The organism is Bifidobacterium sp. B4111 (assembly GCF_026537235.1).
Classification (GTDB): domain Bacteria; phylum Actinomycetota; class Actinomycetes; order Actinomycetales; family Bifidobacteriaceae; genus Bombiscardovia.
On the sequence record NZ_JAFNMO010000002.1, the window covers coordinates 225,892 to 249,139 of the forward strand.

Annotated in this window: 15 protein-coding genes; 6 read left to right on the plus strand and 9 right to left on the minus strand. The window is 54.6% G+C overall.

Going from position 1 to position 23,248, the window contains the following annotated elements; genetic code table 11:
* Nucleotides 1-84: 84 nt before the first annotated feature.
* Nucleotides 85-1,449, minus strand: a complete 1,365-nt coding sequence (locus J3T93_RS04880) for a DUF2142 domain-containing protein (protein WP_267430752.1) — start codon at nt 1,447-1,449, stop codon at nt 85-87.
* A 1,136-nt stretch (nt 1,450-2,585) separates the two neighbouring features.
* Here J3T93_RS04880 and J3T93_RS04885 point away from each other — a divergent pair.
* Nucleotides 2,586-3,623, plus strand: coding sequence for a glycosyltransferase family 2 protein (locus J3T93_RS04885; RefSeq protein ID WP_267430753.1), 1,038 nt, complete (start codon nt 2,586-2,588; stop codon nt 3,621-3,623).
* Nucleotides 3,624-3,642: 19 nt separating this feature from the next.
* Here J3T93_RS04885 and J3T93_RS04890 read toward each other — a convergent pair whose 3' ends face one another.
* Both J3T93_RS04890 and J3T93_RS04895 read right to left on the minus strand, forming a co-directional pair.
* Nucleotides 3,643-4,536, minus strand: a complete 894-nt coding sequence (locus tag J3T93_RS04890; RefSeq protein ID WP_267430754.1) for a glycosyltransferase family 2 protein — start codon at nt 4,534-4,536, stop codon at nt 3,643-3,645.
* Complete coding sequence (locus J3T93_RS04895; RefSeq protein WP_267430755.1) at nt 4,523-6,808, minus strand: DUF7657 domain-containing protein; 2,286 nt, start codon at nt 6,806-6,808, stop codon at nt 4,523-4,525. Before J3T93_RS04895 ends, J3T93_RS04890 begins: the two co-directional genes overlap by 14 nt.
* Before the next feature lie 189 nt (nt 6,809-6,997).
* Here J3T93_RS04895 and J3T93_RS04900 point away from each other — a divergent pair, with 189 nt between their 5' ends.
* The 3 genes from J3T93_RS04900 to J3T93_RS04910 are packed head-to-tail and all read left to right on the plus strand — an operon-like array spanning nt 6,998 to nt 9,985.
* The gene (locus J3T93_RS04900) at nt 6,998-7,837 is read left to right on the plus strand and encodes an ABC transporter permease (protein WP_267430756.1); all 840 of its coding nucleotides are present in this window, start codon (nt 6,998-7,000) and stop codon (nt 7,835-7,837) included.
* A 2-nt stretch (nt 7,838-7,839) separates the two neighbouring features.
* Nucleotides 7,840-9,090: an ABC transporter ATP-binding protein gene (locus J3T93_RS04905; protein WP_267430757.1), complete on the plus strand. Its 1,251-nt coding sequence runs from the start codon at nt 7,840-7,842 to the stop codon at nt 9,088-9,090.
* On the plus strand, nt 9,080-9,985 hold the full coding sequence (locus J3T93_RS04910; protein WP_267430758.1) for a LicD family protein: 906 nt from the start codon (nt 9,080-9,082) through the stop codon (nt 9,983-9,985). The genes J3T93_RS04905 and J3T93_RS04910 overlap by 11 nt, the downstream gene beginning before the upstream one ends.
* A 15-nt stretch (nt 9,986-10,000) precedes the next feature.
* Here the strand turns inward: J3T93_RS04910 and J3T93_RS04915 are convergent, their stop codons facing one another.
* The 4 genes from J3T93_RS04915 to rfbB form a co-directional block, all read right to left on the minus strand.
* On the minus strand, nt 10,001-13,162 hold the full coding sequence (locus J3T93_RS04915; protein ID WP_267430759.1) for a rhamnan synthesis F family protein: 3,162 nt from the start codon (nt 13,160-13,162) through the stop codon (nt 10,001-10,003).
* Nucleotides 13,155-14,045 carry a glucose-1-phosphate thymidylyltransferase RfbA gene (gene rfbA, locus J3T93_RS04920; protein ID WP_267430760.1) on the minus strand — a complete coding sequence of 297 codons (891 nt, stop codon included), beginning with the start codon at nt 14,043-14,045 and terminating at the stop codon, nt 13,155-13,157. The genes J3T93_RS04915 and rfbA overlap by 8 nt, the downstream gene beginning before the upstream one ends.
* Before the next feature lie 127 nt (nt 14,046-14,172).
* Nucleotides 14,173-15,624, minus strand: a complete 1,452-nt coding sequence (locus J3T93_RS04925; protein ID WP_267430762.1) for a bifunctional dTDP-4-dehydrorhamnose 3,5-epimerase family protein/NAD(P)-dependent oxidoreductase — start codon at nt 15,622-15,624, stop codon at nt 14,173-14,175.
* A gap of 93 nt (nt 15,625-15,717) precedes the next feature.
* Nucleotides 15,718-16,737 carry a dTDP-glucose 4,6-dehydratase gene (gene rfbB / locus J3T93_RS04930; RefSeq protein WP_267430763.1) on the minus strand — a complete coding sequence of 340 codons (1,020 nt, stop codon included), beginning with the start codon at nt 16,735-16,737 and terminating at the stop codon, nt 15,718-15,720.
* A gap of 111 nt (nt 16,738-16,848) precedes the next feature.
* On the opposite strand from rfbB, the gene J3T93_RS04935 reads away from it, so the two are divergent.
* The gene (locus J3T93_RS04935; RefSeq protein ID WP_267430764.1) at nt 16,849-17,199 is read left to right on the plus strand and encodes a hypothetical protein; all 351 of its coding nucleotides are present in this window, start codon (nt 16,849-16,851) and stop codon (nt 17,197-17,199) included.
* A 39-nt stretch (nt 17,200-17,238) separates the two neighbouring features.
* Nucleotides 17,239-18,195, plus strand: coding sequence for a glycosyltransferase family 2 protein (locus J3T93_RS04940; protein WP_267430765.1), 957 nt, complete (start codon nt 17,239-17,241; stop codon nt 18,193-18,195).
* Between the two features lie 77 nt (nt 18,196-18,272).
* On the opposite strand, the gene J3T93_RS04945 is transcribed toward J3T93_RS04940, so the two are convergent.
* Together J3T93_RS04945 and J3T93_RS04950 are read right to left on the minus strand one after the other, a co-directional pair.
* On the minus strand, nt 18,273-20,903 hold the full coding sequence (locus J3T93_RS04945; RefSeq protein ID WP_267430766.1) for an RICIN domain-containing protein: 2,631 nt from the start codon (nt 20,901-20,903) through the stop codon (nt 18,273-18,275).
* A gap of 285 nt (nt 20,904-21,188) precedes the next feature.
* Entirely contained in the window at nt 21,189-23,177 is a 1,989-nt protein-coding gene (locus J3T93_RS04950; protein WP_267430767.1) for a DUF6541 family protein, read from the minus strand.
* Nucleotides 23,178-23,248: the final 71 nt, after the last annotated feature.

The following is a 23,248-nucleotide window of genomic DNA, read 5'->3' on the forward strand; positions in this document are numbered from 1 at the left end:
ACAACTATCAATTCACAATTATGCACATTACATCGTGGGGATGACCAAGATCATCTGTACAGAGGCAGAAGAAGCTACTTTAACTTATATCCCCGTCGGCACAGGGAAGGTCAGACAATGGGATAATAGTATTCCGAGATAAGAGAAGATAATAAAACCTCTAATAACCAAATTAGCACTCTTCTTGTTGCCAAAACTAAGACGAAGATTAGGTATGAGTAACATTAATACTGCATAGACAGGAATGTAGTATCTGCTCTGTAATCCGCCGATATAAGAACCTAACGAAGAAGACCCCCATGATGATTCTAACCCCGCTCCAGTCAACGCAAAAAAGAGAAGAGCCACAAGCGCTGATATAATTATGCTTTCAGCGCCGTACTGTCTTATTCCTGCACACCCTTTGATTATCAGTAAACAACATGCAATAAGCGCCGGAACCATAATTGTAGCTGGCATCAAAGTAGCAGGGCCAATACCTGTGAATAGTTGTATATTACGCTCAATATCGTTTGGATCACCTGTGGTATTGATTGGCTGGATTAGGGAAACCAACAGACTGCGGATCATCAGCAGTGGATGTTCTAGAATCCTATCCTTTGCTACACTGAAACTTTCCAAATCGACAATCGCACTGGGCGGTATTTTTGCTGTCAGCAGCGACCATAGCAGGAAAGACAAAACAGTGCATAAACTGGCGCAGACTGACGTAAGCCACAACGATTTCGACTGATTTGTCGACCTCTTCGAAACAGGTAGTATCCAAACCAGGAGGAAGAAGATGGCACAGGTAATTTTTATCAATCCAAGTATCACTGACATGAAACAGAGCAAGAACATGGATCGTCGACTGATGTGATTTTCAATCTGTAATAGATGAACTACATAGGCCACAAAAAGCAGACTGAAGGCATTTGTAAATGCATCTGCCGTTGGCCAGCAAATGGAGGTAAAGACAATAGGTAGAAGCCCTATACCCAAAAAAGCAAATTTGTATATGCCAGCTAATCGGATTGCAGTAGCAATAAGGAGCGCACAAATCAGCAGGGTAAACACTGCTGCCAGTCGTTTATGTCCACAACCTAAGATTCCAGGGAAATAGACAACTGGAGAATTAATTGCGGTGTTATTAAAAACACGAAAAACACCATCCGGGTCAAAACCACCGTAGCTACCACTGCCATCAGGATTTGCCTGCGCAAGTAAATGCCCCTGTCCTATCTGAAGGATCCGGTTCCAATGGTCAGCTTGGTCGGGCCAAGATGGTTGCTTATCGAAAAAAATAATCAACAAACCTGAGGGGATAGTAATTGCTAAATAAAACAAGGCTTCGCTACCTAACCAATGGAGGAACTGATCCCCGACAGAACATAGGCGCTTCATGTATTTATTTGAATCTCTAGGACTAATTGCAACCTCTTCCGCAGTTGCAGCCTTAGGCGTATCCATTAGATGTTTCCTTCTATATCGTCGAATCTAGGCTGTACACTAAAACACCTTAATCAGCTGCTCAAACTCACTCAAGAATTAAATCACATCCGAGTATCGAGAAATCTACAAACTCACCAAGCGACTAGTAAACCACAAATTAATAATACTCAAATCTCATAAGCTCTTCATGACATGTCTATTTCGATTGCACATATTCCAAACTATATAAATCAAGGTTATTCTACCTCTTTCGACCTTTATCTTATAGGGACGGCAATTATATCTGTAATGGAATTATTAACAGTTTTTTGTAAATATGGAATTAACCCGTTAAAGCTGCTCAATAAATCAAATTAGGATTCCGCAGAAGAGAGACGGGATAATCGCGGGCAAAGAATGGGAATAGGATAAAGCCACATTGTTCCTTATTTTGACTAATAACAAAGCAGGGTGAATCAGGATATAACTAGAACTGCTTAGTATTTCTGACAGGAGAATGAAAACGAGAGCAAGAAAAAGTTGATTGTTACTCAACTGTGTCAACCTGTGAAACTACAACTGATTTAGCAAATTTGTAAGATCAGGGACAACGTCAATTATCAAATTCTCATTTTGTTAGCCTTGTTCTAAGGCAATCTGAGAAAAGAAGTACACCTTCATGCACAACAAGTTGAAGATAATACAATATAAATACTATTATCGAGCAACAAGGGCTAAGACTCTCCAATTCAAAAAACTTTTCCTCTCGTTTAAGACACCATGGATAACTACATTCATAATCAGGGGTCCATTTTACTTGCGAGAATGCTACCAAGATACGAACGCAACAGCCGAGTACCGAATCAGTCTCCTATCAATCTCGCGTTACACTTCAGACTTCAAAATGTCAGCATGCTCAGCAAAACTACTTCCTAGATAACTAACAGCAAATATTGACAGAGATTTTCTTTAGATACTATTCTCCCATTTGAGAACGGCAAAGAACTAGAATTCATACATCCTTGTTGCCCACCCGTCCTCAATAACTACAGACTTTCTATGACTAATGGGTATGTAATAAGGCCGCAATCTGCAAGTGACCAGAATAGTTACATTTTTAGTCTCCCAAAGCCAATTTAATGCCCTCATCATAGATGTTCTCTAGAATAGTTCCCATGATTCATGAATCTATGGAATTGGTCTCAGTGATTATCCCTATTTATAATGCCGAAAAATATTTACCTGCATGTATAAACTCAGTGCTAGCTCAGTCCTATCAGAAGATTGAAGTAATTCTGGTAGACGACGGATCAACGGACTCCTCTTCGACAATTTGTGATGAGTATGCCAAAAGAGATGCACGGGTCAAGGTAGTACATCAGACCAATGGTGGAATAGCCTGTGCACAAAACACAGGTTTGGATGCGGCCCAGGGTGAATATATAGCCTTTGCTGACAATGACGACATTCTCGACAGCCGCAACGTGGAACTACTCATGCAGGCTCTGGTGAGAACAGGCGCCGATATGAGTAAGGCACGCTGGCGACAGTTCGGCCCCTCCCTCATGGATCAAGTCAAACGGGAGGCAGGATTAGGAGCCAACAATCCACGTTCTGTAACGGTTTTTAGTAATCCTCTGGCCGCCTATCAGAATATTTTCTGCAAAAGTATACGAATGCTGGAGGACCTGGCCGGTAGATATGGTGAGGCACGATATCTCAACGAGGCCAACTGGTGTCGGCTGTACCGCGCTCGGCTTTGGACAAACATCCGCTTCCCCGAAGGTAAGTACGCTCAGGATACGGCTGTAGCTGGCCGCCTCTATTCCCGTATGAGCAGGGTTGCCGACATAAACGTGAACCTCTACAACTGGCTACAACGCTCTGACTCTGTCACACATCGGCAACAGAAGCCAGGTTTTTATCACGATCATGTCCAGGCTGCCCTAGACAACATGGCCATCTGTCATAAAAGGGGGGTAACACCAGCGCGCAGTTACTATACACTGATTGGAAACTTACGATATGAACGGACGACTTCAGAAATCTACCCTGACCCTGAAGCGAAGAAAAGACTAGCCGAAGATGAGAATAGGGCTATAAAGGTCCTGCAGGAGCTGAGCCTGACCCAACACCTTTACTGCCGGACTCTGAACGACATCAGAACCTTGGAAAAAGTCATCTATGACAAGCTTATCAAAAACATGGTCTAGGGGGGGGGGGGCTGATCTCTCAGCTTCTACTCATCCCACGAATACTGGCCATCCCTGCCCTCCAACCATGAACCATGGCCAGCATCTTCGTCCACTTGTCATCCTCCCAAACCAAAACGAAAACCAGATCCTTGATGAACCTCCACAGGGAGGATAAGAAAGAGTATGTTCCCATCTTGTAATCGACATATATGGCATTGCGCTGAATGTAATATTGACGGAAGGCCGAATGGTTCCAAATGATCGGATTCCTCCCCAATATATGGATGGTGCGGCTCTGGCCAATCTGGTGGGGCATGATCACGGAGGAGCATTCCTCAATCGAATACCCTGCGGCGACCAGGCGCCTGGAGAAATCGAAATCGACCCCGTCAATAAACAGCCACTCGTCAAAGCCCCCCAATGACTTCCACGCCTCAACACTGGTCAGACTACCCGAAGTGATGCACTCATCCTCTGAACGTTTACTGTGAAAGATCGTCCCATCCCGGCGATTTTCCAGAAGAGGACACACGATACCTACCCGTTCCCCCTTGGCCTGAGCGAGATGCCTGCAGTATTCCTGCAGCATCGTTGGGGGCGGGCAGGAATCGTCATCCAGGGTCAGCACCCACTGGAAACCCCGGTTCTGGGCCCAGGAGAAGATCTGATTCAAGGCAGCGGCTACGCCCAGGTTCCTCCCGTTCTTGATCAGGACAAGGTTGGGATATCGCGAAAGCAAGGATTCCATCGCTTCAATCTGCCTTGACCCATTGTCCACGATCACCAGGTGGCCACACTGATCCAGGATGGATGGAATGGCGGTCTTCAAATCGGATAAATCCGGGTCGTAGGTCACCATCCCCGCCAACACCGACATGGTCAAGGCGTCCGTTTCACGTTCAGCGGCCATCTTCAGCTCAGTCCGCCCCATTGACTTGTTCAACCTTGTAGAGGCTCCACTCATCAGTTTTGCCTATCTTCTCCAAATGAACCTTGGACGAACTCAAGGTATCCAGTTTCTTCTTGGTCAGGATATGGGTGACGCCAACCTTGGGGAGGTCGTCGACCGCCAGACGGACACCGAAGTGGTCCGCACCGATGTACCAGAAGGTGGACGTCTTCTTCCCTGTCACCTCCGCATCGATGTAGGCGTACCTATTGTAGATACGTTCCTGTCTGGCGTTGGGATCGATCCTGTGCCAGCGATCCAGGGCGGGCAGGGCATTGAGGGAGTTGACGGTCGGGATGCCATTGGCGATAAGGGCCTGGCCTATCACGGTATCATCCGCCAGGACGGCCACTCCCTCACCGTCCGCGGAACCCTGATGCATGGTCTTACTCTGCACCATCGATATGACCGGACTGCTGACCAGGGTCTGGGCACCTTGCTGGACAGGGTTCACACACCCTCCTGCCAGAACAACGACCACAAGGGAGGAGATCAGCACCTGCCTGGCATAGGCGCGGCCGAACACCACCCCCCAGAGACCGGCCAGCATGAAGAAGACGACCAGGACGAGCATGACCAGATAGAGCATCCTGAGAGGGAAAGTGGACGAGAATCTGGCGCCGACCCCGATCAGGAGGGCCGCGACCAGGCAGACGACCATGGCAGCAGCCGGACGGCTGAGTAGCGGCCTTCTCTTCGGCGACCCTTGTCCAGCAACGGCGACCTCCCCCGCTTCTGAGGCGGCGGTTTCGTTTTGGCGTCGGACTCTGGCCAATCTCAAATCCGTGACCGACCGGAAGATGAGAATCAGTTCAATCATGCCGACGGCCAGCTTCATCCTGCCCGTGATCGCCCTGCTCATCAGGGTCAGTCGGCAGAGCCAGTCAGGCAGACCCCATATTCCATAGATGTAGATGAAGACATCCGCCGCCAGAAGAGCGGTCAGCAAGCCGTCCTTGGTCTTCCAGACCGCATATATGCCCAGGAGCAACCCAACCGGGAAAAGACTGAAGAAGAGGGCCTGCTCCGGGGCGTTCGGCTGCACATTCTGAGCCTCCAGTGGGGAGAATATGCTGGCGCCGTATCCCATGAGCGCGGAAAGGATGCCTCCCCCTGTGCTCAGCCGGTTACCCGGATAGACCGTGGAGCTCTCTGTACGGATGGCATCGCGTGCCTGGTAAAGGGCCCCAAGCACACAGGCAACAACCACGATGAAGGCGGTGACCAGGGGTGCCGCCTGAGTGATGAAGGACCTGCTGTCGGCATTCCCGGCGACCTTGGCAGCGCGCTGTCCAAGACAGTAATGGATGAGCACCCACAGACAGATGGCTGCGAATGCATAGATAAGCGGAATCTGCGAAGCCGGGTAGAGAACCATGATGAATCCCCCCAGGCAGTATGCGACCATGAATGCCACCAACCACCGCATTCGGGTGGAGGCCGTCACGAGGTACCTGGCGAAGAGGAGAACGGCACCCTGTCCGAAGATGAAGAGTTCGGCCATGCCATTGACGGCAAACCACCACTGAACGATGGGGGCAAAGCCCATGAGCAGTCCGTAAGCGGCCGAGAGCCAGCGGTCATCATGGGTGAACCACCGGCCGAATTCATAGGAGACCAGGAGAAGCAGCACCAGACGGGCGCTCCAGAAGAAGGCCAGCCCCATTTCGCTGCCCAGCAGCATGAACCCCCAGAGGAAAGGGCGGAAAATGGTGGCCAAGGCCCATGCCGGCTGGGCGTACACCATGGTCACATCCGTAGGCATCGCCCTTGGGAGGGGGGAGATGGCGGCATAACCGCTGTGGGCCTGAGAAAAGGCGAAGGGGGTGAACACATTCCACTCATCACTCCGGATGGATCGGGGGATGCCGAGGAGAGTACCACGGAAAGTCTCGCCACCCACATAGTTGGCAATATACGCCACTGAGGAACCGCTTATTTCACATACCGTGAGGACGGCAATCAGCACAAGGGCCAAGGGCCACCTGTACTTATGGGCCAGCCTCAGCAGACGCCTGCCGGGGAAGAGGAGCAGGGAGAGCACCAGCAGGCACAGCAGGAAGAGGATACACAGCCGGATCAAAAAGTGGGGGGTGAATTGGTTATAGAAAAGACCTGTCCCCACCGAAGTGCGTTCCGTCCTGACCACCTCATGAAACATCTCCAGATACAGGGCGGCCACCAGGGACGAAACAACCAGCCCCGCCACGAGGAAAAACCTGTCAAACCACTTCCCCGTTCGGTTTTCGGTCATCAAATGCTCCTACTACAACTCACGGCGGGCCGTTTCCGACCGCCTTTCGAATTGAATTCCTCTTCCAACAAGCACAATGGGTTTCCAATCTACCAAAGACCTTAAACCGGAACGGGCTTCGATGGGGGTCTTGTGCAAGGGTTCTCGTACCGTCCACAGGACCTGCACCGCTGATACACTGGTCTCTTTGTGGAGCAAATAAAAGAACGACTGGTGAGCAGGTACCGGTATTCCTGGATCCTGCTCAAAGAACTGGTAAAGACGGACTTCAAGCTGCGATACGAGGGGTCCTGGCTGGGCGTCGCATGGTCGGTCCTGAAGCCGCTCATGCTTTTTGCCGTCATGTACGTGGTTTTTGTACGCTTCCTGAAGTTCAGTGACGGAACCTCCACCTACCCCATCGTCCTGCTGTGCGGCATCAGCCTCTGGAACTTCTTCTCGGAGGCGACCACCATGGGTATGCAGTCGGTTGTCACCAAGGGAGACATCCTCCGCAAGATCAACTTCCCCAAGTACATCACCGTCGTGGCGGCAACCGTGGGTTCCCTGATCAGCCTGGCCATCAACATGGTCGTCGTCATCATCTTCGGTCTCTTTTCCCACGCACACTTCACCTGGCGCATCGTCTTCGTATTCCTGAACATCGGGGAACTCTATGTGCTGGCGCTTGGCGTATCCATGATCCTGGCCACCCTATACGTATGGTTCCGGGATATGCAACATATCTGGGAGGTGGTCCTGCAGGCCCTCTTCTATGCGGTGCCCATCATCTACCCCATCACCATGATCGAGCAGATGAGCCCGGAACACGGCAAGACCATCGCCAAGCTGATGCTGATGAACCCCGCCGCCCAGTCCATCATGGACGTGCGTCATAACCTGATCTCCCCGGAGAACGTGCCCACCGTCTGGACCATGGTCAACAGCTGGTATATCCAGATCATCCCGATTCTGATCACCGTGGTCATCTTCGGCATCGGCTTCTCGCTCTTCCGTCGGTACAACTACAAGTTTGCAGAGATTCTCTAACCATGACTCATCAAGATTCCGATATCGCCCTTCGTGTAGATCATGTCAGCAAGTCCTTCAGACTTCCGACCGAGCAGGCCAGCGGTCTGAAGCAGGCCGTTATCAACTGGACCCGTGGCATCAAGGGCTACCGCGACCAGGAAGTCCTCAAGGACATCAGCTTCACGGTGCACAAGGGCGACTTCCTGGGCATCGTCGGCAGAAACGGGAGCGGGAAGTCCACCCTGCTCAAGCTCATCTCCGGCATCTACACACCCAATTCGGGCAGCATCCAGGTACACGGCAAGCTGGTTCCCTTCATCGAGTTGGGCGTCGGGTTCAATCCCGAACTCACCGGACGGGAGAACGTCTTCCTCAATGGTGCCCTCCTGGGCTTCTCCGAAAAGGAAGTCGAGGCCATGTATGACGACATCGTCGAATTCGCCGAGCTTGAAGACTTCATGGACCAAAAGTTGAAGAACTACTCCAGCGGCATGCAGGTCCGGCTGGCCTTTTCGGTCGCCATCAAGGCCCAGGGCGACATCCTGGTCCTGGACGAGGTTCTGGCGGTCGGCGATGAAGCCTTCCAGACCAAGTGCAACAACTTCTTCAATGAAATCAAGAAGGACCGCAGCAAGACCGTCATCCTGGTTACCCATTCGATGGAGTCGGTCAAGAAATACTGCAACAAGGCGATTCTGATCCGTGACGGTCACATCATCGTCAACGGGGACAAGGACGAGGCCGCCAACCTCTACACCCAGGAGAATCTGGAAAGCCTGAACAGCAAGTCCGGCAAGCAGGGGAAGATCGGCACCAACGGACACCCCAAGGGTCTCAACGACACGGTCCCCCTGCTCAGGTGCGTACCACAATCCAAGGTCGTCTTGACCAGCCAGGAAACATTCGAGTTCGACGTGGAGTACGAATTCACCAAGCAGGAGCCCTTCTTCATGGCCCTGTCCATGCTCGACGCGAGGCGGGGCGGGATCCCCTACGATTCAGGTACCATGAAGATGGGCGTGGGAGGCCAGGGGCGACAGAAAATGCACTTCAGCCTCCCCCTGCATATGTTCAACAACGGGAACTACCAGATAACGGCCTCACTCCGCGTCAAGGACCCGGCCGATGAGGACCACACCAACATGGTGGCCTTCACCAACGAGGAGAATTCCTGCTCCTTCTCCATCCGCGAGGATGCCAAGGGCACCGATTACGCCCTGCTGAAATATGCGGCAGTCGACATGAAGCACGATGGACCCCATGGAATCTGACATTGAAGAGATCAAGCGCATACAAGACCTTGCTCTGAACGTATACAAGGAGTTCGTCAAGGCCTGCGACAGCCTGGGTCTGCGATACTACTCCTCGGGCGGCACCACAGTCGGTGCGTTGCTTTACCAGGGATTCATCCCCTGGGACGACGATCTGGACATCAACATGCCCCGGCCGGATTACGAACGATTCAAGCGTGAGGCGCCCGCCATCCTGCCCTCCTGGTTGGGAATCATGGATGGACTGGAGAGCGACCACGCCGATTACCATTTCATCAAGCTCCACGACAAGCGCACAACCTATGTTTCGAACATCCTCCTGCGCTTCCCCGAGTGCTATACCGGGGTCTTCATCGACATAGAACCGATCGACGGCGCCCCGGATGCCCTGGAGCAGCGCCGATCCTGGTACAAGACGGTCGAAAAGCTCTACTGCTACGACCTCGTACGGAAGTTCGGCAAGACCTATCTCTACCCCGACACCATAGCCTGGCTGTACCCCAATCGCATCCGTCGTGCCCTGGCCTATGCCTGGATCCAGATGCACCCGCTGAAGTATTACGCCAAGCAGTACGCATCCCGGCTGGCGACCATGCGTCAATCGCACGATTTCGATGATTCGACCTATGTCACCTTCCCCCGGTACGGCATGTACCGCAGCAGGAACTTCTGGAAGACGCTGAAATCAAGCTGGGATTCCTATACCACCGTGCCCTTCGAGGACACCACCATCCGGCTCCCCATCGGGTATGAGAACATCCTGACCAGCCAGTATGGCTTTGTTCCCAATGCGCAGACCCAGGTCAGGTATGAGGCCGAGGCCGATTCACACCATATCGCCAACGCCCTGGTGGATTTGGACAAGCCGTATTCCTACTATCAGCAACACCCCTGACCGGACCCACCTCAGTCAGCCCCGGAGCCTCCTGCGAAGACCGTCACGTAGCCGCCGGTAGGTTATCAGGGGGAACCATGCCGTCCGGTAGATGACCGACTGGACCGGCTCAGGTAGGGGCCTGACGGTGTACTTGGCCACGATCTGGAGCCCCCGATGCACCTTCCGCCTCAACACCCGCGAGTATCGACGCGACGACTTGATGCTCCGCCTGAGTGAATCACAGTTGGCCAGCAGGGTCTCACCGCTGCGGGCCGCCCCCATCGCCCGAATCAGGGAGTTGGTCGTGTACAGGAGGGAATCGACCTCCAACCTGGCGTATCGGTCATTGAGCACCCAGGCAGGGTAATACCCCTGGGATTGAGCCACGTAACCGTTGGCGCGTTCGATGGCGTGCGATATGGACCCGTCCACACCCATCTCGCCCTCGGCAAGGAAGTCCTCATACTGCCAGTTGGCCGCGAACAGCGGCTTCAGGGCAGCCACCCGGAACCAGTAGCAGGACCCGATGGCCGACATGGTGGCCTTGGACTCATCCATGGGAACGCTCAGGTGCAGTCGCCGTTCGAGCAGGTTCTTGGTGTTCTGGAAGTTGGGCCCCCAATCGGCGGGCAGGGTATGAGCGAAATAGAGGGCATGATACGGCGGCAGGGGTGAGAGCATGCCCAATCGCGGGTTCTGGTCAAAGAGGTTCAGGACGCGGCGGATGAAGGGGGTGCTGCCTAGGGTGTTCTCCATGAGTTTGTAGGCGAACCCCTGGGTTTCAGTGCCGTGATGTCCGGTTTCCTGGTTCTGGCTGGACTTCTTGTCGTGAGCGAAGCCCACGACCTCATACCGTCCGTCCAGGATGACCGACTTGGCTCCCACAAGGAGGGCGGATACATCACGACCGCGGTTCTGGACAGGAATGAAGTGCACCGATCGCCTGAAACCGCGGGACTTGAGATACTGATCGACCTTGTCGATCTTGTCGGTGGTGGTGGTGACGTAGATGTCGGTCTCCTCGGGAATCCTGCTGAGGTACCGGTAGGTCTCATCAAGCAGATCCAGGAAGTAGATATGGTAGATGAAGGCCGATTTCATCGTCGATCCGGTTACGGCGCCATTCGACTCATTGGCCAGGATGTAAGTCAGATGAAGCGCCTTGCGAATGTCCTCAATGTTGTAATTGGGGAGGATGGCATCCCAGATCTGATCAGTTGGGTAGGTGGTATGGTCGCGCAGGTAGTCATACAGATCCATGGCGGGCTGCCCTGCGGTCTGGTCGAAAATCGTGTCGTAGTCCACGAAGAAGGAACGCTTCTTGAAGATCGGGCACCGGTCGTCCCTGACCAGATTCACGGGAGAATACAGGAGGGGGTATGAGGAAACATCCTTATACTTCTCTTGGTCCACGTAGGCCGACCAGGAATACCCCAGCTCGGCGAAGTGGGCGGTGAAGGGAATCTCGTGCTTATGGGTCACATCGGCGTATGAACGCCACACCGGCAGGTTCTCCCAGTACTCCTGGAAGTCCCGGGTTTGGATGAAGGACTTCCGGTAGGCGTGCCAGTAAGCCTGAAGGTGGGTGGGGATGAACTCATTGTTGACGGTTTCGCTGCGGTAGGCGGTAATCCCCCAAAAGTCCACATCACGGGCATCCATCTCAGCGAACATTTCGGCGAAGGGATAGACGGGCCCCAGAACCGTGTCGTTCATGCAGATGACCTCGTCATATCGAGTCAGGGCATCCCAGCCCAAGCCCAGCATGACCTCCTTGTATGCGGCGGCGTCCAGACCAATGTTCTCCCGAACGATGATCCGGTCGGTGAACCTTTGAAAGAGCTCGCGTGAGGACTGGTCCATGCTCCCGTTGGCGACGACGATCAGATCCGTGACGTTACGCATCAGATCGGTCAGCAGGGTTTCAATGTAGGAGGACGCGTGGCCCTTGGGGTCGTAGAAGCAGAAGATGGCCAACCGCTTGGTGGCGGACTTGGTCAGCGCATGGGAAACCCCGACTGTGCCGCGCACCTGATCCACCAGATCGGATGCCTCTTGAATCGTCTCAGCATAGTACTCCCCGTAGAGGGCATCATTGAGGTTGGGCCAGGTACGACCATCCTCAATCTCCTGATAGAAGCCGAGCAATCTCCACAGCTCATCCTTGACGCCGATGGCCTTGCCGTCCTTCAGCACCTGCCTGGCCCTGTCTCTGATCAGACGTGCCAACTCACCACCGGCGATCTGGCTACCCCAGGTCTTGGCGAAGGCAATCGCGGCATCATGCTCGTCCTCGACGCTGACCCTCAGGACCATATCGGTGGAGATGTGCCTGGGGAAGTTGCGGCAAAGCCAGGTCCAGCATTCTTGCACGTCCCGGGAATCGGAACGCCGACAGTACTGTTCCATCTCACGGAGTGTGGTCGCAATCCCCTTGAGGCCGCGCTCGAAGTGGTCAAGTGTGATTTTCTCGGTACCGGTGACGCCCCTGCCCCAGTGGTACATATAGAGGGGTTCTGAATCAAAGTAGGCGTAGGTTTCGGCGGTATCGGCCAGGATGAAGAATTCGTAGGCATCTTCGATCCTGCCCAGATTCTCGTTCGTCGTCGCGTCGAAGGCCTCTTGGAGAACACCCGTTTTGACGGCCATGGAGATGATCGACCAGGAACCCCGCTGGCGGCTGCCATCATCCGAGAATACGGACTTGAGTATCTCCCCACCCCTGAGCATGCCATCCGTGCGCACGTTGAAGGTCGCTTCAACGGTCTTGGCCTCCTCGGCCAGCTTGGGGTTTTCGGGTAGGACGGACCGGGCGAAGCGAAGCATGTCAGGCTGTTGATCGTCAGGCAAAGAAGAAAGATGGTCCTCAAGGACGGCCAGGGTGTCTTCCTTCAGCTCGTCATCGCCATCAAGGAAGAGCGTCCAGGCCCCCTTGGCCAAGCCCGTTCCGGTTTTCCGGGCCAAGTGCGACCCTTCCCGTTCCGTCTTGTCGACGAGAACGAACCGCGAGTCGTCGGATATGATTCCCTCAATGACGTCCCTGGTGCCATCCGTGCTGGCATCATTGATTACTATGGCCTGGAAATCCGCGAAGGTCTGGGCCTGCAGGCTTCTCAGGCACTGACCAATATAGGGTTCGACATTGCAGGCGGCAATCACCACTGAAAACTTGGGCATGGTCTCCATCTCAGTCATCCGGCCGTGAAATCACCCTGTTTTCCGCAACCTGTATGAGATGCTGGCCGTAGGGTGACTTGGCATAACGTTTGGCGGACTCCAAAAGCTGGTCTCGGGAAATCCAACGGTTCTCAAAGGCAATCTCCTCCAAGGAGGAAATCGGCAGACCCTGGGCCCTTTCTACGGTCCGGACAAACTCACCTGCCTCATAGAGCGAGTCCATGGTACCCGTATCCAGCCAGGCGTATCCACGCCCCAGGGTCATCACATTCAGGAGGCCCATCTCCAGATACATCCTGTTCAGGTCGGTGATCTCCAACTCGCCGCGTGCCGACGGCCTGACCTGCTTGGCCAGCTCAGTGACCCGGCTGTCATAGAAGTACAGACCGGTCACGGCATAGTTGGAGGCAGGGTTCTCCGGCTTCTCCACGATGGAGACGGCCTTCTTCTGCTCATCGAATTCGACGACACCATACCGCTGGGGGTCATCGACATAGTAGCCGAAGACCACAGCACCATCGATGGTTCTGGATGCCTGTCTGAGGATATTCCCCAGACCGTTGCCGTAGAAGATGTTATCGCCCAGAACCAGGGCGCAGGGTTCACCATCGATGAAGTCCTCACCGAGGATGAAGGCCTGGGCCAGCCCGTCAGGACTGGGCTGCACAGTGTAGGAGAGGTTGATGCCGAACTGTTTCCCGGAGCCGAGCAGGCGCTTGAAGTTGGGCAGGTCCTGTGGTGTGGAGATAAGCAGGATGTCCTTGATGCCCGCCATCATCAAGACGCTGAGCGGGTAGTAGATCATCGGCTTGTCGTATACAGGTAGCAACTGTTTGGATGTGACGGTGGTGAGCGGATAAAGCCTGGTACCCGAACCACCTGCAAGAATGATGCCTTTCATCGACTGCTGCCTTCCTTTGCGAACTTCATACAGACACTAGGCACAATAGGGAACAGCCTAGTACCCGACCCTTGGCACCGGAAAGGGTCGGGATGTATCTCTGCCGTTCCCCCGCATTCAGTTATGCTCAGGACTTGACCTGGCCGATGTACCTCTGCATGGAGTCTTCCCAGTCGGGAACACGGAACCCGGTTTGCTTGATCTTGTCCAGTTTCAGGGCGCTGTGAACGGGCCGGGGGGCGATCGGGGCATCGGCACCGGCGTAGTACTCCTCGGTGGTCACCGGCCGCACCTTGTCATCATTTCCATTGGTCTGTCTGAAGACCTCCTTGGCGATATCGGCCCAGGAGCGGATCCTGCCGGACCCTGTCAGATTGTAGGCGCCATAGGGCGCCTGTCCATCCAGGAGGTGGAAGATGGCCTCGGCCATGTCATCGGTGAAAGTCAATCGACCATACTGGTCATTGACGACGGTGACCTGGTCCAGGGTGTCATCCGGGTCAGCCACCTTGTCGGACAACCGCATCATGGTCCTGACAAAGTTGTTCCCCTGACCGATCACCCAGCTTGAACGGATGATGTAGTGGCGCGGTACGGCGGCCACGGCTATGTCTCCGGCGGCCTTGGTCTGCCCGTAGACATTCAGTGGGGAGAAGTCCTCGTCCTCCCCGTGCTCCTCCCGGGTTCCGTCAAAGACGTAGTCACTGGACACATGGACCAGGGTGATCTGATGACGCTGGGCCACCTGGGCCAGCAGGGAGGGACCGAGGGCATTCGCCTTCCAGGCCACCTTCCTGCCCTCTGCGGTCTCAGCCTTGTCGACGGCAGTGTAGGCGCCGGCGTTGATGATGGTGCCGTACAGGTCCCAGTCGAAACGGTCGTAGGCCCATGAATCGGAGAAATCGAACCCGTCGATGTCGGTAAACTCGAATTCAGTCAGATTATGCTCAGTGACGTACCGCTGTATGGCTGAACCGAGCTGACCCCTGGATCCGGTGACCAGGGTGCGCTTGGGCTTCATCGGGCTGACATCCCTGAGCATGGGGTGGTTCATGTCGGCCTCGCTGCGTTCACTCTGCTCCAGCGGAATGGGCCAGTCGATGCCCAGGTCGGGGTCGGCGAGATTGACGAAGGTATAGGTCTTCTTCTGCTCCAGGGACCAGTGTGCGTTGACCAGGTATGTGTACACGGTGCCGTCCACAAGGGATTGGAAGCTGTTGCCCACACCCCTGGGCACATAGATGGCCTTGGAAGGATCCAAGCGGGTGGTGAACACCTGCCCAAAGGTCCGTCCGGGTCGCAGATCCACCCAGGCTCCGAAGATTTCACCGGCACCGATGGAAATGAACTTGTCCCAGGGCTCGGCATGAATCCCTCTGGTAACGCCCTTCTTGGCGTTGAAACTGATGTTGTTCTGCACAGGGCCGAAATCAGGCAGACCCAGGGAGGTCATCTTGGCTCGCTGCCAGTTTTCCTTGAACCACCCTCGGTTGTCGCCGTGCACCGGCAGGTCGAAAACCAGAAGACCGGGAATATTGGTGGTTTGCGCCTTCAGTTCCTTTTCGAATTCCATAGGCATATGTACGTCATTACCTTTCCTCGTGAATCAGAAAGCCAGGTAGGAGCATAGACCCCTCCCAGCATCCTGTTCTACCGCCCCGGGGGTTCAGTCTCACTGCCCCTGCTGGCTGTACCGGGCCTCAGTGGCGGCCTTGACAGGCTCCCACCACTGCCGATTACTGCGATACCAATCGATTGTTTCCCTCAGACCTGACTCGAAGTCCGTGTGGGCCGGAGTCCAACCCAGCTCCCTGCGGAGCTTGGAGGAGTCGATGGCATAGCGGCGATCATGGCCCGGCCGGTCCTTGACGTGGTCGAAATCGTTCTCGTCCTTGCCCATCACCCGCAGGATGTCGCGCAAGACCGTGATGTTGTCGCGCTCACCATCGGCACCGATCAGGTAGGTCTCACCCAACCTGCCCTGGGTGAGGATGGTCCATACGGCCGACGAGTGATCCTCGGTGTTGATCCAGTCCCTGACATTGAGTCCGTCACCGTACAGCTTGGGTCGGATACCCTCCAGGATATTGGTGATCTGACGGGGAATGAACTTCTCAACATGCTGATATGGACCATAATTGTTGGAGCAGTTCGAAATGGTCATCTTGAGACCAAAGGTCCTGAACCAGGCCCTGACCAGCATATCGGAGGAGGCCTTGGTCGAGGAGTAAGGGGAGGAGGGGTGGTAGGGGGTCTCCTCCGTGAACCTTGCAGGATCATCCAGGGCCAGGTCGCCGTATACCTCGTCGGTACTGACGTGATGGTAACGGATGTCGAACTTCCTGGCAGCCTGAATCAGGCGGAAGGTCCCGACCACATTGGTCTGGATAAAGGGTTCCGGATTCGCTATCGAGTTGTCGTTATGGGATTCCGCTGCATAGTGCACGATGGCGTCATGACCGGGAACCACCCGGTTCAACAGGTCCTCATCACAGATATTCCCGTGTATGAATTCCACCCGATCCCCTGGAAGCCCTGCGATGTTCTCGATGTTGCCGGCATAGGTCAAGGCGTCGATAACCGTGATGTGAACCTCGGGATGGTTCCTGACCACGTACCGCACGAAATTGGAGCCGATGAAACCACAGCCACCAGTGACGATAATGTTCTTCAAGGCAAGTTTCTCTGTCATATCACCCTATGCTACTGCAAGTCGGCGTCTTCACACCTGTAGGAGCGCAGAGCAAAATACCACCTGTCATGCACGACCTTGAACAGATTCAGCAGCGTGATGGTGATCGTCATGACCATCACACAGGAGAGAATCCGAACGATGATCTGGTGCCTGCTCTCGACCGTCCTAAATAGCTTCTCACCAGGCTCATGGTCGATTCTCGAGGAAAGAAAAACACCTGACCAGGAGAAGGACACCCAGCAGAAGCAGAGGATTGACCGGCATGAAGTAACGGCTCTGCGCACCGGCGATGTAAGAGGAACCGACCACGGTGAGCTGAAGGTGGAGCGCCGTCGAAATGAGTGCGAACATGATCGGATATTCGAGAATGAAAGTGGAGATCGCCCACCAGGACCCATCCTGCCCCTCACTCATACGCCGTTCCCAAAAAACAGCACAATCGACATTAAACCAAAATGATATTGTATTTTTGTATTCAAGCACAGATAAACTGCTTATATGAGCAATCAGAGTCTAAATGAAGTTTCAATAGCGGTACTTATACCTTGTTACAACGAAGAGGTAACTATAGGCAAAGTTGTCGCTGACTTTAAAACAGCACTTCCAATGGCCGACATCTACGTATATGACAATAACTCAAGCGATCAGACCGCGCGCATTGCTGCAGACGCTGGGGCTATCGTGAGGAGAGAACCTCGGCAAGGCAAAGGTAACGTCATTCGAGCAATGTTTCAGGATATCGATGCTGACGTATATGTCATGGCGGACGGAGATGATACCTACCCTGCCGATGTTGCCCCGGAAATGGTACGAAAAGTACTCGAAGGTAATGACATGGTTATCGGCGATCGTCTGAGCTCAACATACTTCGCGGAGAACAAACGTCCTTTCCACAATATTGGAAACCGAGTCGTCCGCGGGTCTATTAATTGTCTTTTTCATGCTCATGTAACGGACATAATGACCGGATACAGAGCCTTCTCTTTCTCATATATCAAGACTTATCCAATTCAGGCAGTAGGTTTCGAAGTAGAGACCGAGATGACCATTCACAGTCTGGATAAGAACCTTCGTCTATATGAGATGCCTGTTCAGTACCGTGACAGGCCAGAAGGATCTGTGAGCAAGCTTGATACGGTCGGAGACGGAATCAAAGTGCTTGCTACAATCTTCCGCATGATTCGTGAGTATAAGCCACTTCCCTTTTTTGGCGGCTTAGGGACTGTCACAGGATTGGTCGGATTAGGTTTCCTAATATCAGTCATGATTGACTTCTGGCATTCAGGACTAGTAGAGCGATTCCCCACACTGATTTGTTCAGTACTGCTGATACTTGCAGGTCTCCTATGCATAGCCACGGGCATCGTCCTTGATGTCATAGCCAAGAACGATCGTAAGTCCTACATAGAATCAAGCAACTTGTTTACATATCTGCACCGAATGGAAGATAGATGAGACCTTTTCGGGGAAGAATGTTATCGGACAGATTATCGATTATCTAGTTGAGCACCACCCCTTTTATTAGTACTCTTTTATCTGAAATTCCAACTTTGAGCTTCTGTGCCATTGCCTGTATAAAGCTGTATTTGATTTCCATTACTTACTTGACCGGAAGAGAGATCCAGCACCAAGTTCATATCCAAAGCCGATACCAGCTTGAAAGATCCACTACTTGATTTGATTGGAATCCACTTCTGGGCATATGTTCCATTTGATCGGTATTGCTGAATGCGAGCTGCTTTAGACCGGTCACCACCTTCTACATCCAGAACCTTGTCAGAACGCACATTTTTTATTGTCTTATAACCTTGCTTATCGCCGGCGACAACCCACTGCTGCGCAGAGGTACCATTACTCACATACAACTGAATTTTCACACCATTGTCTGTTGAACCACCAGGCACATCTAAACAATATGCCCCGTTAAGGCCCGTCCGTATGATATACCCACCGTCAGCGAGATCATTAGCATGCTGAGCAGCCAAGTAATCAATTTTCTGGCGATATGTCAGTTCTTCTCTAAGCTTCCATTGTTGAGCATGGGTACCATTCTGGTCATATACCTGTATCGGTTTCCCTGACCCCGTGTCCGCAGACGGTATATCCAGGGCTTTGTTGGAAATGCTATTAACGAAAGTGAATCGGCCCTGATCCGCATCTCTAATCAGCCAACGCTGTGCCTGAGTTCCATTAGCACGATATTGCTGAACACTCGTTCCTGCTTCAGTCCGACCTTCAGCGACTTCCAAGCGCTTACCGGAATTAACGTTAATGATCTCATACAGACCATTGCCTACGCTTTGAAAATAGAAAAGCTGGGCATCACTTCCATTCCAGTTATAGGTTTGAACACGAATACCATTGTTGACCGACCCCCCGGGAATATCCAGTACAAGACCGCTACGAATCTCTGACTCAATCCTATATCGCAGACTGGCATCTATATCCTTAGTCGAAGCTAACTGGAAACGTTGAAGCCCATTGCCTGTTGGACTATGCAGATTGATTCTGGTCCCATCAACTAAAGAACTATTGGTTATATTGAGAACCCAATTCCCGAGTGCAGATTGAAGATAATAAGCATCACCGGCATCACGAATAAACCAACGCTGTGCTGCGGAACCATTATAGTCATACTGCCAAACAGTAGCTTCTTGGCAGGCCTGACCGCTGGAAACATCCAAGACCTTGTTAGAATTCACATTCCTTATGACATAGCTACCGTCGCGTTGACTGACAAAATTGTATCGCTGAGCCTCGGAAGTGTTGTAAGTAAACAGCTGTAAAGGGACTTCTCGATTGGTGCTACCACCTGCGATGTCAAATCCGGACGAATCTTTCATCCACGAATTGATATAGTATTCCCCGTTGGGAATATTAACCTTAGGCAATTGTCTTACATCCAACAAGTCACTTTGATTGAGATTCCCACAGGCGTTAAAATCAACCTTACCTGTAATTCCGGGAATTATCCCATCATCCGCGTACTGCCAGCAGCGCTGGTTGGCGGGGAAGTCGAAGCCCGTACGTGAACCGTAACTGGCCACCCAGTGGGTCTTTGAACGGATGTTGCCGCTGTTCAGGGCCGAGTTCAGATAGAAGGTGTAGGAGTAGACCGAGAGCTTGTTGTAGCCTGCGGACTGGAGACGGTTGTACCAGGCGTTGACGATGCCGTCATACACGGTCGGGGAGGTCGGCGGCGCATGACCGGCCCAGACCCAGTTCTCCAGGTCGTAATAGACCGGGTAGGCCAGATCGCCGGGACTCACGCCTGCACGGCGTAGGAGGTCGACCGTGCCGTCGCCCTCGGCCCGGCCGGTATTGCCGTCGTAGGCGTAAGAGTAGAGGTAGATGCCGAAGGGGATGCCCAAACGCTTGCACTCTTTGATGTTGTACAGGGCCGTGTTGTCGTAGCCGTTCCCCCATCCGTATCCGATGCGGATGATGGCCCCCTCGACACCTGAATTGCGGGCGGCCGTCCAGTCGATTCGACCCTGCCACTGCGACACGTCGACGACACCCTTGGCCTGCTGGGCGAAGAGGGTGCCGTTGCCTTCAAAGAAGGCCCGGGTGCCCTGGTAGGTACCCCAGTGCGCCCCATATCCGTTGTTGCCCAAGGCCGTGGGCCTCGCCACGGCCCCGGACCTGCCCTGCGGGTAATAAACACCGTCGTGCACCGCCGTGGATTGAACCCTGTCGGCCTGCCCTTGGGCGGCGGCCGGTTTGGTTGACCTGGTCCGGGTGGACTGATCCAGCTGCTCCTTGACCTCCTTGACGGGAACCGGAATGAAGCTCCTTCCCCCGGTCTTGGCCAAGGGGTCGGCCGGTCGGTCCGGGGTGCCGACCACCGTCTCATCGGTCACGGGCTCACCGGTGGTGATGTCCTTGACTTCACCCTGGTCGGTGACGGCCACATTCTTGGCAACCACTGTAGCGTTTGCGGGGATGGAGTCATCAATGGACTCGGGGAGCATGTCCTGGGGGACGGCATCCCCTGTCTCGGATGTGGCGGCATAGGTCTGATTACCCGACTGGCCTTCCAGCCCAGCCGCCTGGGCCTGATGCACACCTGTGAACGGCACGAAGACCAAGAGGGCCACGGCGGTCCCGGCCGCGCAGACCCTGCCCAGGTGCCTTTTCCATTGCATCCCCGACTCTGACACCAGTCACACTCCTTGTTCCGGCGACCAATCGGTCCCCCTGAGGCGAGGCAACCCCACCATCGAGAACCTTCATAAGTCGCGTCTCATCAGGTTCTCAGACTACACGCGCTTACCCATAAAGCCCCGCCCCGGCAAGGAAGTGAACGAAAGATTCGCAAACCGTGCCACCCGTACCCATCCCCATGCAGAGGGGCGGCACCTTGGTGTAACCAGTCTTGTCTGCAGGAGCGCCAAGGGACACCAAGTATTCCCTGTGCAGACGGACCGGGGAAAGGCGGTGCCCTCTTACCTGCAGGCGAACCGGTAGAGGGCCCAATGCTCTCCGTCATAGGCGGGCGTGCCGAAGTCCTCCACCTTCTGCATGGCCCCCGAACGGACATAGCCGTCGATCAGTCCCTGCTTGTGGAAGGGGTCGTACTGGGCCTTGTAGGTGAACATCTGCAGGTCGGGCGCCTGGGGCCCCATGGTCAGGAAGTACTTCGGGGCCCTGCCGGCACCGCCGGGACCATGCCGGGTATAGCTGGGGTCCACCGGGCAGAGCATGGCCAGGAGGCGGTCCGAGTCGCCGGAGTCGAAGGAGAGCTCGACCTCTCCGAAGACCTTGCCGTTCTTGGTGTCCATGGGGTTGTAGACCGGATAGAGCATGTTGAGGCCATACAGGGTCATTCCATACATGGACCCGTTCATGGGGTCGGAGATGATCACCGCATCATCCTGGCCGACCCGATCCCTGATGGTGGTCAGCACCCTGAACTTGGCCCTGGTCAATTGCGCGTGCGGGTCGTCCCTGTCCAGGACGGCGTTGGTCTCGGCCTGTCGGGCCAGGTCCACCCTCAGGGGGTTGGACACGTTCCCCGCCACAACCAGGGCAAGGGAGAGCGCGGCGACCACGAGCACCCTCAAAGGCCGGTCCCGGACCAGGGCAGAGGACCATCTGGCGACCAGATTCGTTTCGACGGAATCATCCGATACCCCGACCGATTTGTCCGTCGGCTGGGCTCCCTCCGCACCCTTCCATCTCACCGGGTGCGGATCCAGAAGGCAACGGGCCCCAAAGACCAGCAGGGGAATGATCGCCAGGGGCAGCATGGCCAGGGGCCTGGTCTCCCCCCGATACCAGGCGGCGGTCAGAATATTGGCCAGCGGGCCGGAAACCGCAGCGCTGCACACATAAATCACTCCGACCAGGAGGAAGGAGAGGACCAGCGACAGCCCCTCCCGGAAGCGCCGACCACTCAGCAGGAGTGAGGCGGCCAGGGCCAGGCAAATGCACACCGCCATGATCAGACCGGCCGGCCCTGACAGGTTCCCGGTGAAGAGGACACCCAGGGCGCCAGGCAGGCTTCTGGTCGGTTGGAAGGTATGGAACCAGGTGGACAGGTGCAGGTAGTTCTTCCCGTGATCCCGGTACATGACATAGGCGGCGAAGAGGACCACGGCCAGGCAGCCGCATCCTGCCGCACAGGCAATGAACTTCCAGGAGAGCCTGAAGAGGATGAAGAAGACCATCAACACCACATAGGTGAAGGCGATCCGCGGGTGGGCCAGCAGGATCAGGATGACCAGCACCAGGTTGACCGGCACCCAGAAGACCAGACCCCTGCCCCCCCGATCCGGCTTCCCCCGGTCAGCGATCGCATCGATCAGCCTCAGCCCGGCATAAAGGCAGAAGGGCAGGAGGGAGGTGGCCAACCCATAGGCGAAGAGTGGCCCCGCGTCGAAGAACCAGAACGGGAAGGCGGCCGACGTAACCGAAAGGATCGGCACCAGGAGGCACATACCCGCAACCTGCGGCCTGGGCAGATCGGAGAAGAAGTAGGAGCACCAGAGCAGCATCCCCGCCGGGAAGACCAAACCCGAGGTGATGATCCAGACCAGGTTGAGGCCGGTGAAGACATTCACGGAGATGCCAAATAGACCGGCCACCTTGATGAGGCCACAGACCAGTAGGTGGAAGAGGGGCGGGTAGAAGGAATCGTTGGGGTTGAGGGTCAGGGCGACAGCAGGGCCGTCCCTGAGGAGCTTGCGGATGAAGTAGTAGTGGGAGGGGGCATCGATGGCCTGGATGGGAAGATTCCACATCTCCCAGGTCTTGGGAAACCAGGCGATGACCAGCCCAAGGGCCATGACCACCCCGACCAGGGAGGCCAGGGGGACCAACCAGGTGGATCTCGCGAAGCCGGGCCGGGCCGTGCTGGAGGGAGCGGCGTCAACAGGCAGGTCCGACCCGACCGACCTGGCCGAGTCTGCCGCGTCGACTGTCTGAGACGTCATATCCATCCTCCTGTAGGGCCGCAACTGCATATGAGACTACACGCAGGTCGCCACCCTGCTCACCCTCCGCC